General features: G+C 63.2%; 13 protein-coding genes and 1 pseudogene. 12 read left to right on the top strand and 2 right to left on the bottom strand.

Annotation, left to right across the window (positions count from 1 at the left end):
- On the bottom strand, positions 1–1755 hold the full coding sequence (locus F4827_RS15000) for a fumarate reductase/succinate dehydrogenase flavoprotein subunit (protein ID WP_221303694.1): 1755 nt from the start codon (positions 1753–1755) through the stop codon (positions 1–3).
- Between the two features lie 10 nt (positions 1756–1765).
- On the bottom strand, positions 1766–2533 hold the full coding sequence (locus tag F4827_RS14995) for a GntR family transcriptional regulator (protein WP_183724722.1): 768 nt from the start codon (positions 2531–2533) through the stop codon (positions 1766–1768).
- 225 nt (positions 2534–2758) lie between these two features.
- Between F4827_RS14995 and F4827_RS14990 the strand changes: the two genes are divergently transcribed.
- The 12 genes and pseudogenes from F4827_RS14990 to F4827_RS14935 all read left to right on the top strand — a co-directional run bounded on the left by F4827_RS14990 (position 2759) and on the right by F4827_RS14935 (position 15447).
- On the top strand, positions 2759–3754 hold the full coding sequence (locus F4827_RS14990; protein ID WP_183724721.1) for a succinylglutamate desuccinylase/aspartoacylase family protein: 996 nt from the start codon (positions 2759–2761) through the stop codon (positions 3752–3754).
- Positions 3755–3983: 229 nt separating this feature from the next.
- Positions 3984–4535: a GNAT family N-acetyltransferase gene (locus F4827_RS14985; RefSeq protein ID WP_183724720.1), complete on the top strand. Its 552-nt coding sequence runs from the start codon at positions 3984–3986 to the stop codon at positions 4533–4535.
- A 95-nt stretch (positions 4536–4630) separates the two neighbouring features.
- Positions 4631–5560, top strand: coding sequence for an ABC transporter substrate-binding protein (locus F4827_RS14980; RefSeq protein ID WP_183724719.1), 930 nt, complete (start codon positions 4631–4633; stop codon positions 5558–5560).
- Positions 5561–5640: 80 nt separating this feature from the next.
- Positions 5641–6336: an energy transducer TonB gene (locus F4827_RS14975; RefSeq protein ID WP_183724718.1), complete on the top strand. Its 696-nt coding sequence runs from the start codon at positions 5641–5643 to the stop codon at positions 6334–6336.
- 19 nt (positions 6337–6355) lie between these two features.
- Positions 6356–7159, top strand: coding sequence for a MotA/TolQ/ExbB proton channel family protein (locus F4827_RS14970; protein WP_183724717.1), 804 nt, complete (start codon positions 6356–6358; stop codon positions 7157–7159).
- 11 nt (positions 7160–7170) lie between these two features.
- Positions 7171–7596, top strand: a complete 426-nt coding sequence (locus tag F4827_RS14965; protein ID WP_183724716.1) for a biopolymer transporter ExbD — start codon at positions 7171–7173, stop codon at positions 7594–7596.
- 58 nt (positions 7597–7654) lie between these two features.
- Entirely contained in the window at positions 7655–8071 is a 417-nt protein-coding gene (locus F4827_RS14960; RefSeq protein WP_183724715.1) for a biopolymer transporter ExbD, read from the top strand.
- 111 nt (positions 8072–8182) lie between these two features.
- Positions 8183–10672, top strand: coding sequence for a TonB-dependent siderophore receptor (locus F4827_RS14955; RefSeq protein ID WP_183724714.1), 2490 nt, complete (start codon positions 8183–8185; stop codon positions 10670–10672).
- 189 nt (positions 10673–10861) lie between these two features.
- Positions 10862–11494, top strand: a pseudogene (locus tag F4827_RS14950) (MsnO8 family LLM class oxidoreductase); the annotation flags it as partial.
- A gap of 117 nt (positions 11495–11611) precedes the next feature.
- Positions 11612–13387, top strand: coding sequence for an amino acid ABC transporter permease/ATP-binding protein (locus F4827_RS14945; RefSeq protein WP_183724713.1), 1776 nt, complete (start codon positions 11612–11614; stop codon positions 13385–13387).
- 1 nt (position 13388) lies between these two features.
- Complete coding sequence (locus tag F4827_RS14940) at positions 13389–14366, top strand: ABC transporter substrate-binding protein (RefSeq protein WP_183724712.1); 978 nt, start codon at positions 13389–13391, stop codon at positions 14364–14366.
- Between the two features lie 31 nt (positions 14367–14397).
- Complete coding sequence (locus tag F4827_RS14935; protein WP_183724711.1) at positions 14398–15447, top strand: LLM class flavin-dependent oxidoreductase; 1050 nt, start codon at positions 14398–14400, stop codon at positions 15445–15447.
- Positions 15448–15487 lie beyond the last annotated feature (40 nt).

Below are 15487 nucleotides of genomic sequence, written 5' to 3'. Positions count from 1 at the left end.
TCAGTGTGCTTCGGCGAGTTCCTGCGCGGAGCGGATGCGCATGCGCCCATAGGCGTCCTGCTCGGCCGCGCCGATCGGCACGATATAGGGTTTGACAGCGCGCTTCTCGCACATCATCTTGCCGCTCTCGTCTTTGCGCAGATCGGTGTGGCAGAACCAGTTGGCGTCGTCGCGCTGTGGAAAATCGACGCGATGGTGATACAAACCCCAACGGCTTTCCGTGCGAAACAGCGAGGCGCGCGCGGCCATTTCGGCGCAATCGCGAATCGCCCGCACTTCAGCGGCGCGCATCAGTTCATGCGGGTTATTCGCCTTGATCGCCTCGATGTCTTCGGCGATGGCGTCGAAGCGTTGCAGGCCGATTTCCATCTTGCGCGTGACTTTAGGCGGCTGCAGATAATCGTTCACCATGCGGCGCAGCTTGTATTCGACTTGCGATGGGGCGAGCCCATCTGCACGGGCGAGCGGCGCGTAAATGCGCGCGCGTTCCGCGTCCACTTGCGACTGGTCGAGCGGCGCGTGTTCGCGGCCCGCCACGTAATCGGCGGCGTCGTGGCCCGCGAACCAGCCATAGGTGAACGCGCCTAGCATGTAGTTATGCGGTACGGCGGCCATATCGCCCGCCGCATAGAGCCCCGGCACGGTCGTGCGGGCGCGCGCATCGACATACACGCCCGATGCGCTGTGCCCGCTGCAAAAGCCTATCTCGGAGATATGCATTTCCACCATCTGCGAACGATAGTCGGTGCCGCGTCCGGCATGGAAGCGTCCACGGCTGGGGCGTTCGTTGGTATGCAGGATCTGCTCGATGGTCTGGATGGTTTCCTCGGCGAGATGGTTGAGCTTGAGAAACACCGGGCCATTGCCGCTTTGCAGTTCCTGATAGAACTCCCACATCATCTGGCCGCTCCAGTAGTCGCATTCGATGAAGCGTTCGCCTTTGCCGTTGGCCGTAAATCCGCCAAGCGGGCCCGTGACGTAGGCGCAGGCCGGGCCGTTGTAGTCCTTGATCAGCGGATTGATCTGGAAGCATTCAAGGTTGGTGAGCGCCGCGCCCGCGTGATAGGCCATCGCATAGCCATCGCCCGCGTTGGTAGGGTTCTCGTAGGTGCCCATCAGATAGCCCGAGGAGGGCAGACCCAGCCGCCCCGCAGCGCCACAGCAAAGGATCACGGCCTTGGCGCGCACCACCACGTTGTGCGCCGTGCGGCAGTCGAAGCCGATCACGCCAGACACGGCGCCTTGCGCGTCCTTGAGCAGACGCGTGGTGACGACGCGGTTGGTGATGTCCACGCGCGCGCGTTTGAGCTGGCGGTACAGCACCTTCTTGATGTCGTGGCCCTCGGGCATGGGCAGCACGTAAGCCCCCATGTGATGGACCTTTTTCACGGCGTAATCGCCATTGCCATCTTTTTCGAACTTCACGCCCCAGCGGTCGAGCTGCTCGATGGTGGTGAAGCTGTGCTGCGCATAGGCATAGACGGCGTCCTGATCGACGATGCCGTCATTGGCAATGGTGATTTCGCGCGTGTATTGCTCAGGCGTGGCATGGCCCGGGATGACGGCGTTGTTCAGGCCGTCCATGCCCATCGAAATCGCGCCACTGCGTTTGACATGCGCTTTCTCCAGCACCAGCACCCGCAGGGCCGGGTTGCGCTCCCTCGCCTTGATGGCCGCCATTGGCCCGGCGGTGCCGCCGCCCACGACAACTATGTCGTACTCCATAATTTCGGTGGGAATCGTTTGCGTATTCATTGCATCATCCTTATGGACTGCCGGTGTGCGAGGCGTTCTTTTCGCGGTCCACGCGCAGGCGGTACTGGAACGCGTCGCCGCGAAAGTAGAGATACTCGTAGTCGATGGGTGCGCCGCCGGCATCGTGCGTGGTGCGCTCGATGCGCAACACCGGGCTGCCTTCCTGGACGCGAAGCGCTTTGACGATATCGTCGTCCGCAAGCATGGCGTCAATCGACACATCGGCATGACCGAGCGCCACGCCGCAGTCGTTCTCCAGAATCAGAAAGATGTCGCGCGTCGCCAGATCGGCACTGGCCAGACGTTTGCCCAGCGCTTCGGGCAGCCAGGTGAGTTCGAGCGAGACCGGCTCGCGATTGAGCAGACGGACGCGATGAATCTCGACCACGTTGTCGCCCTCGGCCAGCCGCAGTTTTTGCGCGACGTGGCGGCTGGCCTTGACGACGCGAAACGAGCGCAACTGGTTGACGATCTCGTAACCCATCGACGACATCGCCTCGGCGAAGCCTTGCAGCGAGGTGACATTCTGGAACGCCTTGGGCTTGGAGACGAAGGTACCCTTGCCATGCAGGCGAAACACGAGTCCTTCTTTCTGCAGGTCGCCCAGCGCCTGGCGCACGGTGATGCGGCTCACTCCAAATAGCGCGCACAGCTCATGTTCCGAGGGCATCTGGCTGTGCGGGGCATAAGTACCGTCGAGAATGCGCGCGCGCAGCGTGTCTTTGATCTTGGCGTAAAGGGGCTGCGGCGGCAGGGCGACGAGTTTGTTCGGTGGCATGGGTCACTTGTTATAACAAGATGGATCCCAGTCTAGTGAGCCGGTGTGGGAACGTCAAAGAAGGATTTCTGCTATCGACGTTCCATCTCGCGCATAGCGAATGCGCAGCTTTCATATTGATTCGTGCAATGCTTGGTAGGCGCGGCGGCGCGCATCGTCGAGAATGGGCCGATTTAGCTAGCGCAACTGATAACGCTATCGACTCTTCCCTGAAGAAGGAGCAGCATGGGCAACCCCATCCGCAGTGAAATCGATTTCGACGCCAACGGCCGCCATACCGGTTATCTGCGTCTGCCGCATTCGGTGCATCGTTCGGCTTACGGCTGGATTCCGATTCCAGTCGCGTCGATCCGTAATGGAGCCGGTCCCACCGTGCTATTGATGGGCGGTAATCACGGCGACGAATACGAAGGGCAGATTCTCGTTTCGCAATTGCTGCGCGAAATCGAACCGCAGTGGGTGCAGGGCCAGTTGATTTTCCTGCCGATGGCGAATTTTCCGGCCGCCGATGCGGGGCTGCGCACATCGCCGCTCGACGGCGGCAATCTGAACCGTAGTTTTCCCGGCGATCCACAGGGCGAGCCAACCGCTGTTATTGCAGATTATATCGAGCACACGCTGCTGGCCCGTTCGCAATATCTACTCGATTTCCACTCGGGCGGCAGTTCGCTGATTTATCACGGCGCGAATATGCTGGCGATCGAGCCGCGCGATGCCGAAGAAAATACCCGTTTGCGCAGCGTGCTAACGGCTTTTGGCATGCCGCGTGCGTTTTTGCATTCGGAGAACCCGCTGCATTCGGCCAGCGCGGCGCGCCGCCAGGGCGCATTGTCGATCGTCACGGAACTGGGCGGCGCGGGCATCGTGCAAGCGCACTTGCTGCGCGAGGCGCGAGAAGGCGTGCTGCATCTGCTGGGCAGGATCGGCGTGCTGGAGGGGCCGCTGGTGCCCGCTGCGCCGCCCGCAGAGACACGCTTTTACCGCGTTGCGGGCGCATCGCACTATGTCTATGCGTATGAGCGCGGCGTGTATGAACCGCTCGTGCAGCCTGGCCAACGTGTGAGTGCGGGCGAGCCCGCGGCGCGCATTCACTTCCCCGATACGCCGCTGCGCGAACCCGTGACCGTAACGTTCAAAGCCGAAGGCGAGGTCGTATGCCAGCGCGCGATGGCGGCCGTGCAACGCGGCGACTGCCTTTTCCATCTTGCGCAACCCGTATAAGCGGCAATGCAACGCCATTACGCGCCAATCGAATGGCGAAAAACATGCAGCATCGGATAAAAAAGCCACTTGTGTGAATATCCGGGCAATCGATAAAACGGATTCGATAAAGATATTAGAAATGCTTGGTTAATCTGCATTCGCTGAAGGGCTAATCTTGTCGCAACTGCAACGGTCGTCAAATTGACCGACGAGCTTGCGAAAACAGACCATCACCCATGCAACGACCATGAGCTACCGCATATTCGACACGTCGCCGCTCGACCCCGTCGCGCAGCCTTTGATCGACGCGCTGACGCAGGAATACGCCACGCGTTACCGCGCCTTTCGTCCCGATAGCCAGGCATCGGCAGCTGCGGAACTGGCGCGCTATCCCGCCGAACTGTTCGCGCCGCCCGAAGGCGCGTTCATCATCGTCGAGCGTGATGGCGAAACCGTTGGCGGCGGCGCATTCAAGCGTTACGACGCCCAGACCGCGGAACTCAAGCGCATCTGGACGCGCGAGGACCAGCGCCGCCAGGGACTCGCGCGCCGCGTGGTGGAAGAACTCGAAGCGCGTGCGTTGCGCCAGGGCTACCGGCGCGTGTATCTCACCACCGGTTTCAAGCAGCCGGAAGCGTGGGGCCTGTATATCGACTCGGGCTATGCGCCGCTATTCGACCGCGCGATTGCGCCCGAAGTGCACGTGCATCTGCCGTTCGCCAAGGACCTCGTGAATCCGCGCGCCATCGACACGCTCGAAGACCTGCGCCCGCGCGAGCCGCTGGGAGCACAGCACTGAACAAGCGCTGAAAAATCGCTGACCAAGCGCTGAACAAACACCCGGCACGCAGCACCCGGCGTTTCCTTATTTCCAGACCTGCCTGTATCGCCATCATGAAACTCAAATACACACTTGCTGCGCTCGCGGGCGCACTCACGCTGGGCGCGGCCAGCCTCGCCCTGGCCGCGACTTCGTTCGACCTGAGCCCGGAACAGCACGGCCGTGTACGCGCCAGCGCCGATCCCGCCATCATCAAGACCGTGCCGGCGAGCTTCAATTTCGTCGACAAGGACACGCTCACCATCGGCATCGTGCCGGCGCTGCCGCCGATCAGCACGTACGCCACGGATGCGAAAACAGTGGTGGGCTTCGACGTCGATCTGTCCCAGGTCGTGGCCGACAGCCTGGGCCGCAAGCTCAAGCTGGTCGTGCTCGCGTGGCCGGACTGGCCGCTCGCGCTGCAGTCGGGCAAGGTCGATGCGGTGGTCTCCAACGTGACCGTTACCGAAGAGCGCAAGGCGAAGTTCGATTTTTCGACCTATCGCCGCGATGAAGTGGGTTTCTACGTGCGTAAGGACAGCGCGATCAAGTCGATCCGCGAGCCGAAGGATATCGCGGGCCTGCGCATCATCACCGATGCGGGCACCAATCAGGAGAAGGTGCTGCTCGAATGGGACAGGGAGAACGTGGCGCACGGTCTCAAGCCGGTCAGCGTGCAGTACTACGACGACGATGCGGTGCGTACGCTCGCGCTTCAATCGGGGCGCGCCGATGCGATCTTCAGCGTGAATGCCGTGCTTGCATGGCAGGCGGCAACGCAGGGCAAGACGCGTCTGGTCGGCACGGTGAGCGGCGGCTGGCCGCGTACCGCCGAAGTGGCGATCACCACGCGCAAGGGCAGCGGTCTGGCTGACCCGCTCACGCAAACCCTCAATGAACTGATTCGCGACGGTAAATATCGCCAGGTGCTGGACCGCTGGAATCTGGAGTCCGAAGCGATCGAGCGCGCGGCCACCAATCCGCCGGGCCTGCCCAAAACCTGATGCAGCATGCGCGCCGCACGGCTATCGAAAGGCGCGGTTTAGAAACAGTGTGTAGTCCATGGAAATAGAAGGAGCGCTTCATGTCGGACTCAGTGGTCGTCGCGGGGAAGTGGGCAGCGCGCCCGCGGCAATACGGGGCGCGCAAGCAGGGATCGGTGCGCCGCTACGCGGGGATCGCCATCGTACTGCTGTTGCACGTGGTGTTCATCTGGGCCTTGCTCAACGGCCTCGCGAGCAAGGTGGTGCAGGTTATCCAGAAGCCCGTGGAAGTGCGGATTCTGGAGACCATCAAGCCGCCGCCTCCGCCGCCCATCCCCACGGTCAAGCTGCCGCCGCCAAAGCCGGTCGCGCCGCCCAAGCGCGTGGCGCCTTATGTGCCGAAGCCTGAGGTGCCGGTAGTCGCGCCGCCCGCGCCGACCATCACGCATCAGTCGGAAACCCCGGCCCCGCCCGCGCCGCCAGCACCGGTTGCGCCGCCGGCTCCGCCCGCGCCCGCGAAACCGGTGAGCCACGAGGCCGGCGTGGTATGCCCGAATTCGGACAAGGTGCGCGCCGCGATGGTGTACCCGGAGGAAGCGCAGGACAACAACATCACCGGCGACGTGCTGATCTCGTTCGTGGTGGACGCACAGGGCCATGTGACGGAAGAGAAGGTTGAAAAATCCGCCGATCCTTTGCTCGACCGCGCCGCCTTCAACACCGTCAAGAAGTTCAACTGCATCTCGCAGGGCCAGCCCGTGCGCGTGCAGGTGCCGTTTTCGTTCAACCTGAATTAAGCGTATTTCTGGAGCAATCATGAAGAAGCAAAATCTTGCCGCGCGTTCCGCCGGCCTCGTTTCCGCTGCGGCTGGCGTGGTGACGCTCCTCGCATCGCCGCTCGTGCTGGCACAAAGCGCGCCCGCCGCCGCCGACGTCAACCCCTATGGTCTGGGCGCGCTATGGGCCAACGGCGACTTCGTCGCGCGTTTCGTGCTGGTCGTGCTGGTGGTGATGTCGATGGGCAGCTGGTACATCATGATCACCAAGTTCGTCGAGCAGGCGCGCGCCGCCCGCCGCGCGAAGACGGCCGATGCGCAGCTCTGGAGCGCACCGTCGCTGGCCGTGGGCGTTGCCGACCTCGACGAAAACTCGCCGTTCCGCTTCATCGCCGAGACGGGCATCGAAGCCGCCGAACATCACGACGAAGCGCTGCTCGAAGAAGTCGATCGCAACACCTGGATTCAGGTGTCAGTCGACCGCGCCAGCAACAGCGTCTCGAACCGCCTGCAGGACGGCCTGGCGTTTCTCGCCACGGTTGGCTCGACCGCGCCGTTCGTGGGACTGTTCGGCACGGTCTGGGGCATCTATCACGCGCTCACGGCCATCGGCATCGCAGGGCAGGCGTCGATCGACAAGGTGGCGGGACCGGTGGGCGAGGCGCTCATCATGACGGCGATCGGCCTCGCGGTCGCCGTGCCGGCAGTGCTTGGCTACAACTTCCTCGTGCGCCGTAACAAGTCGCTGATGGAGCGCGTGCGCGGCTTTGCTGCGCAACTGCATACGGTGCTGCTCGCCGGGGGCCGCAAGCGCCCGGTGCGCGCGGTCGTCAACGCCCACTGAGCACACACGCCATGGCCATGAACGTAGCGCAGGACGGCGGCGAAGACGAAGTCATCGCCTCCATCAACACGACCCCGCTCGTGGACGTGATGCTGGTCTTGCTGATCATCTTCCTCATCACGATTCCGGTGGTCACGCATACCGTGCCGGTGCAATTGCCGAAGGAGACCGTCAATCCGCTGCAAACCAGGCCGGACAGCATCGAGATTGCCGTGGACAAGGACGGCGATCTGTTCTGGAACGAGAAACGCGTGGATGCGGGAACGTTGCTCACGCAACTGAAAGGCATCTCGCAGCGCGACCCGCAGCCCGAGGTGCATGTGCGCGGCGATCAGGCCACGCGCTACGAGTACATCGCGCGCGTGGTGAGCACCTGCGAACGGGCAGGGATTGCCAAGGTCTCGTTCATCACGCAACCGCCCGCGCGCGGCGGCTGAGCGACAACATAGGTTTAAAAAGCGGGCAGAAAGCCCGCTCCAACAAGGAGTCAAGACGATGGCGATGAACGTCCCATCGGGCCACGACGAGCCGGAGGTGCTGGTGGACATCAACACCACTCCGCTCATCGACGTGATGCTGGTGCTGCTGATCATGCTCATCATCACGATCCCGATCCAGATGCATGCGGTGAAAATGAATCTGCCGGTGGACAGCCCTCCGCCTCCGGCCACGCCGCCACCGGTGGTGCAGATCGATATCGGCCCGACTGGCGCGCTTCAGTGGAACGGCGCGCCGCTCGCGGCGGGCGCGGATCTGGAGCACCACATGGCCGAAGTCGCGGCTCAGCCGGATCAACCGGAGATTCATCTCTCGCCGGACAAAGCCGCGCCTTATAGCGCGGTGGCGCAGGTGATGGCGGCCGCACAGCGCGAAGGCGCGACAAAGATAGGGCTGGTGGGCAACGAACCTTGAGTGCGCATCCGGGAACGGGCGCCGACGTTCCCGGATTTCGCTAGCAGTCGCGAGTAACGGGGATGTCGGCGCATGAAAACAAAGCAGTCTTTAAATTAATAAGTTGTTCGAATGAAAACGAAAAACAATATTCATGCTTCGGGTTTTGGGTCGGTGAGAACAACACTGAGCGCACGTCATGCGCCACGCCTGCGCCGCACGACGCTTTCCGCAGCGGTGCTGGCGCTGGCCTGCAACGGCGCGGTCTGGGCACAGGAAGCGGCAGCGCCGGCGGAGGGTGCGAGCAGCAGCGCCGCAGTGAGCAGTGCCGCCAACAACACCGTGCAGCAAGATACCGTCGTGGTCACCGGCAGCCGCACGCAAACGAAGGCGAGCAAGAGTCTCACGCCCGTCGACGTCATCAGCGGTCAGCAGCTGCGCTCGACCGGCCAAACCAATCTGCGCGACGCACTCGTGCAGCTTTCGCCCTCGATCGGCCACGAGACCTACGCGGGCGACGCGGCCTTGCTCACCAACACGCTTTCGTTGCACGGCTTGAGCCCCGATCACGTGCTGGTGCTCGTGAACGGCAAGCGCCGCCATACCACGGCGAATATCTCGCTGGATGGCGGCTTGAACCAGGGCGCGACGGGCGTCGATGTGGACATGATCCCCATCGCGCTGATCGACCACATCGAAATCCTGCGTGACGGCGCGGCGGCGCAATACGGCTCCGACGCCATCGCAGGCGTCATCAACATCATTCTCAAGCGCGCCTCGCACGGCGGCGAAGTGACGTCGACGACGGGCCAGACTTACGCGGGCGACGGCCTGAAGAACGCCGAATCGGCGAATATCGGCTTCAATCTCGGCGATAAGGGCTTTCTCGATCTGAGTGCGGAATACGCGCGCCAGAACCATACCGTGCGCACCGGCCCCGACGATTACTTCGGCACCTTCCCGCAAGGGCAGGGCTATTACAACCGCATACTGGGCGATCCGTCGGCCACGCGTGAGTCGGTGGGTTTCAACGCGGGCTATTACCTGGGCGACAACGTCGAGCTGTACGGCTTCGGCACCTATGCGCACCGTAATGGCAGCGCATACCAGAACTATCGTCCGCCTTCAGTGCTGCCGTCGATCTATCCGAACGGCTTCACGCCGCAGGAAACCGTCAACGAGAACGACTACTCGATCACGGCGGGCATCAAGGGCGACAATCTGTTCGGCTGGTCATGGGACTTGAGCACGACCTACGGCGGCGACCACGACAACATGGGCATGGTCGATTCCGCCAACACCGGCCTCTACGCGGCGCAAGGCTTCACGCCCACCACGTTCCACCTGGCTACCGTCAGCAACACGCAGCTCACCAATAACCTGGACTTCTCGCGCGCCTTCAATCTGCCGCTGCTGGCGGGGCCGCTGCATGTTTCGTTCGGCGTGGAGGAGCGGCGCGAAACCTATACCGTGGGCGCGGGCGATCTGTATTCGTATCTGGATGGCGGCGCGCAGGCGCTGCCGGGTCTTGCCCCCGTGAGCGCGAGCGACACCTCGCGCAACGTATTCGGCACCTATATCGATCTGGCGACGAAGATCACGCAGAATTGGCAGATCGATCTTTCGGGCCGCTACGAGCATTACAACGATGTGGGCGACACCACCAACGGCAAGATCTCGACGCGTTACGACTTGACGCCGCGCATTGCAGTTCGCGGCAGCGTCAGCACGGGTTTCCGCGCACCCTCGCTCGCCGAGGAGTACTACACGAATGTGAACGTGTCGCCGGCTTCCGCGCAAGGCCTGCTGGCTGCGAATTCGGCGGCGGCGAGGCTGATTGGCGCGCAGTCGCTCAAGCCCGAGGAGTCGACCAACTATAACGTCGGCTTTGTGCTGCAGCCGGTCGATAACCTGCATCTCACGCTCGATGCGTACCAGATCGATATCCGCAATCGCATCGTGTTGGGCGGTACGGCAGCGGGTGCGGATGCGCTTGCTGCGATCGAGGCGGCTGGATTGTCGGTGCCCGGTTCGGTGCCGCTTTCGGCGGTGTCGGCCAGCTACTTCACCAACGGCGCGAGTACGCGCACGCGCGGCATCGATCTGACCGGCACGTACCACACAGGCTTCGGCAGTTTTGGCCAGGTGGACTGGGATCTGGGCGTGAACCTGAACACGACCTCGGTGCGCGATGTGGCGAAGAATGCCAACGGTACGGCCGCGCTCAATGCGCAGCAGATCGGCTGGCTGACCACTTCGACGCCCAAGAACAAGATCATTATCGGCGGCACCTGGCATCGCGACAAATGGGCAGTGAGCCTGCATGAAACGCGCTACGGCTCCACGTCCAGCGAATTGACCTATATCGTCGGGCCGAATGCGTTTTCGACCACGCAGTTCCAGCACGTCGAAAACGCCGCGCGTTACGTCACCGATGTGGAAGTGCGCTATGACGTGACGAAGAAATTCCAGATCGCGGTGGGCGCGAACAATCTGTTCGATGTCTATCCCTCGAAGATTCCTTACGTGAATCAGCTCGAAGGCGTGCAGTACGACGGCTACGCGTCGAATGTCGGCATAAATGGCGGCTTTTATTACCTGCGCGCGCGGTATCAGTTTTAAGCCGATTAAAAATCGGCTCCTAAACATCGTGCGCCCGCACTGATATGCATAGCAGAAATCGCTCGTACGCTCCGGCGCATTGCGTCGACATAATGTCTGGAGCGTATCGAGCAGTCTGCGAATACACCCACTCGTCACCGCTTAAAACCGTTCGACCTGTGCGCAACCCGCGCATGGGGAAGGAGTGATATGGTCTGGTCTCTTTCCATTCTCGACAAAAGCCCGATCGCCGAAGGCGCGAGCGCGCACGATGCGCTGCGCTTTACGATTCGCCTGGCGCAACGCGCGGAAGCCCTTGGCTACCAGCGTTTCTGGATCGCCGAACATCACGGCGCACCGGGTCTCGCGAGTTCAGCGCCGGAAATCGTGGTCTCGCATCTGCTTGCGCATACCTCCCGCATACGCGTGGGTTCCGGCGGCGTGATGCTCCAGCATTACAGCCCGTTCAAGGTCGCCGAAACGTTCCGCGTGCTCGCGTCGCTCGCGCCGGGTCGCGTGGATCTGGGCGTGGGCAAGGCGCCGGGCGGCCTGCCGCTCACCACGCGCGCGCTGCAATGGTTCCACGACAAGGCGAAAAAGCCCGACTTTGCCGCGCAACTCGCGGAACTGGACGCTTTCCTCAAATGGGGCGTGCCAGAGGATCACGCGCTGGCCGGCGCGGTGGCGCTGCCGGTGCCTCCCGAAGCGCCGCAGCGCGTGTTGCTGGGCGGCAGCCCGGATAGCGCGCGTCTTGCCGCGAAGCACGGCTGGGACTTCTGCTACGCAGGCCATTTCAACGGCGACGAAGCCAATATCGCGCGCTCGATTGACGCGTACAGCCGCCGCCTGAGCGGCGACACGCTGCGCGACCATCTCGGACTGCCGCGACGCGAGAGCCGTTACGCGCTCGCCAAAGCCCAGTGACGCCATGAACGCCGAATCGAGCAGGAACATCGAACCATGAGCGACACCCCTCACATCGCCGTCCCTTCGTCCGCGCGCGGCGGCAACGCCGCGCACGACGCCAACGATTACGCGCATTTTCGCGTCGTGCCCGCGCGCCATCGTGCGCGCACTGCGGGCACCGTGCTCGCCGTCGTGCTGATCGCGCTGGTGCTGCATTCCGTGCTGGGCAACCCGCGCTGGGAATGGAGCGTTTTCGCGCAATGGTTCTTCGCGGAACCGATCCTCGAAGGGCTGTCGCGCACTTTGCTGCTCACGCTGGTGGGCGCGGTGATCGGTTTCGCGCTGGCTGTGCCGATCGCGCTGGCGCGGCTCTCGCGCTCGCCATTGCTGGCGGCGTGCGCGTGGGCGTTCGTGTGGTTGTTCCGCTCGATTCCGCCGATTGTGCTGTTGCTGCTGCTGAACAATCTGGGCTATCTCTACGAGACCGTTTGGATTGGCGTGCCGTTCACGCATCTCACGTTCTATAACGGCCCGACCACGGATCTCATCAGCCCGTTCCTGGCGGCGGTAGTGGGCTTGTCGCTCAACCATGCTGCGTTTGCCGCTGAAGCGTTTCGCGGCGGCATTCTCTCGGTCGATCAAGGCCAGCGTGAAGCCGCTGCCGCACTCGGGTTGCCGCACGCACGGCAAGCGTGGCGTATCGTCTTGCCGCAAGCGATGCGCGCGGTGTTGCCGACTGCCTTCAACGATGTGATCGGGCTGGCCAAGGGGACGTCGGTGGTCTACATCCTCGCCATGCCGGATCTGTTTTATACCGTGCAGATCGTCTATCACCGCAATCTGGAGGTGATTCCACTGTTGATGGTGGCGACCATCTGGTATCTGGTGATTCTCACCGTGCTGTCCGCGATTCAGGTGCATATCGAGCGCCACTATGCGCGTGGCGCAACGCGCTCGCAGCCGCAACGCTCTGCGCTGGTGTCGTCGTTGCTCAAGCCGTTTGCGCGTGCGAAGACCGGGCCGGTCGCGAACGAAGCGCCGCAAGGCGACGCGGGCTGGGCGCAACGCCGCAATGGCGCTCGTGTAGGCATCCATAATGTTTCGAAGAGCTTTGGCTCGCTCAAGGTGCTCGACAATGTATCGCTCACGGTGCCGCCGGGCAGCGTGACGGTGATTCTTGGCCAATCCGGCTCCGGCAAATCGACACTCCTACGCTCGATCAATCACCTCGAAAGTGTCGACGATGGCTTTATCGATATCGACGGCGAACTGGTCGGCTATCGCCGCGAAGGACGCACGCTCTATGAGCTGAAGGAAAAAGACATCCTGCGTCATCGCGCTGAAGTCGGCATGGTGTTTCAGAACTTCAATTTGTTCCCGCACCTGAGCGTGCTCGACAACATCACCGAAGCGCCAATTGCGGCCGGTGTGCCGCGCGCCCAGGCACGGGCCGAAGCGCGTGCGTTGCTGGCCCGTGTGGGCCTGGCCGATAAGGCCGACGCCTGGCCGCGCCAGCTTTCCGGTGGCCAGCAGCAGCGTGTGGCGATCGCGCGTGCGCTTGCGCTCAAGCCCAAGGTGCTGCTGTTCGACGAACCGACCTCGGCGCTCGACCCAGAACTCGTCAATGAAGTGCTCGACGTGATTCGCCAGCTGGCGCGCTCGGGTACGACGCTGGTGATCGTCACGCATGAAATCGGCTTCGCGCGTGAAGTGGCGGACACGATTGTCTTCATGGATGGCGGCCGGGTAGTCGAAGCGGGGCCGCCAGCCCAGGTGCTCGGCAATCCGTCTCACTCTCGCACGCGTGAATTCCTTTCCAAGGTGCTCTGATATGAAGTCACGTAAATTTGTTGCGAGCGCAAATGTTCCGCAAAGACGCGATTTTCTCCTGAAACTGGCCGCCCTGGGCGCAGCGCCTCTAGCGCTCCCTGCGCGAAGAGCGCAAGCCGCTTCGGTAGCGGATTTCGATTTCAGTCCGCAGCAGCGTGGCCGTCCGCGCGCGCAGCGCGATGCCGAAGCGCAACGCGCGGTGGCGGGTTACCGGTTCGTCACGCCCGGCGTGCTGACGGTGGCGGTTGCGCCGTTCGCGCCGCCGATTGCAACTTACGCCACGGACGCGCGCAGCATCGTGGGCGCGGATCCGGACTACGCCCAACTGCTGGCCGATGCGCTTGGCCTCGGCATCAGCTTCGTGCCGGTCGCCTGGGCCGACTGGCCGCTGGGTCTTGCGAGCGGCAAATACGATGCGGTGATCTCGAACGTTGGCGTGACCGAGGCGCGCAAGCGCAAGTTCGATTTCACGACCTACCGGTTGGGGCTGCACGCGTTCTACGTGGGATCGAACAGCCGTATCCAGTCGATCCGCGAGCCGAAGGACATCGCGGGCCTGCGCGTCATCACCGGGTCGGGCACGATCCAGGAGCGCATCCTGATCGAATGGAACCGCCGCAACGTGGCGCAGGGTTTGAAGGCCGCGCAATGGCTCTATTTCGACGATCGCGCCTCGTCGCGGCTCGCACTGGTTTCGGGCCGCGCCGACGCCGAACTGAATCCCGATGCGCCGCTCGCCTACGAGGCGGCCACCCAGGGCGGCATCCGCAAGGTCGGCACCGTCAACGCGGGCTGGCCGGATAACGCCGATGTGGCGGTCGCCACGCGCAAGGACAGCGGCCTGGCTCCCGCGCTCACGCTGGCGACCAACAAGCTGATCCAGAGCGGCCAATATCGCGCGGCGCTGACGCGCTGGGCCATCGAATCCGAAGCCGTCGAGCGCGCCGAAACGAACCCGCCGGGTTTGCGCGACGCCTGACACCTTTCATTCCCTTTCAAACAACGAACGTATGTGCGCAGCTCATATCGATCACATCGCCTTTCTCACGCCCGCCAACTATCGCGATGACGCGCCGCGCGCGGGCATCGAAGCCGCGCTCGAACTCTTTCAAACCGGCGAGTCGCTGGGCTACGACAGCGCCTGGGTTCGACAGCGCCATCTCGAACATGCGGTGTCGTCGGCGGCCACTTTTCTTGCGGCGGCGAGCCAGCGCACCACGCGCATCGGCCTGGGCGCCGCCGTGATCCAGATGGGCTACGAAAACCCGTTCCGTCTTGCCGAGGATCTCGCGAGCGTGGACGTGCTTTCGGGCGGACGGCTCAATGTGGGTCTAAGCGCGGGCGCGCCGGGGCACGGCGGTTTGCTGGGCGAGCGCCTGTTCGACACCGATCCCGCGCAGATCGACTTTACCCATGCGCGCGTCGAGCGCTTGCGCCGCAACCTGAGCGGCGAATGGCTGGGCGACGAGGAGAGCTTCGTCGAATCGGCGGCTGGGCGCGTGCGCCCGCGCATCACGCCGCATGCACCGGGTCTGGCCGCGCGGCTCTGGTATGGCGGCGGCTCGCAGCGTTCGGTCGAATGGGCTGCGCGCAACGGCTTCAATCTGCTGATCGGCAACATCACGACGGGCGAGGGCACCGACGATTATCGCGAGGCGCAATTGCGTCAGCTGGAGATCTATCGCCAGCATTGGGCCGGCGCGCAGCCGTCACGCGTGGCGCTTGGCCGTGTGATCGTGCCGTTCGACAGCGCCGATGCCGATACGCGCGAGCGCTATCGCGCGTTCGCGGCGGGCCGCCACGAGCGCACGCTGGCGCCGCGCGGCGAGCGGCGCACGGTCTTCGTGCCGGATATCGTCGGTACGTCCGAGGAGATCATCGCGCAACTACAGGCCGATCCGGTGCTCGCGCAAGTGCGCGAACTGCGGCTGGAATTGCCCTACGATCTGCCGTTCGAGAACTACCGGCAGATTCTTGAGGATTTCATTACGCGGATTGCCCCGGCCTTGCAGTGGCGTGCTTCGGCCGCAACGAATCCGCCCGCACAGATCGCGGCTTGATGAGCCGGTCGAAATAAATCGTTATCCTGATCAAATAAAA

This window comes from Paraburkholderia bannensis (assembly GCF_014200455.1).
GTDB classification, from domain to species: domain Bacteria; phylum Pseudomonadota; class Gammaproteobacteria; order Burkholderiales; family Burkholderiaceae; genus Paraburkholderia; species Paraburkholderia bannensis_A.
Note: the sequence above shows the minus strand (reverse complement) of the source record. Positions and strands in the feature narration are given on the sequence as shown.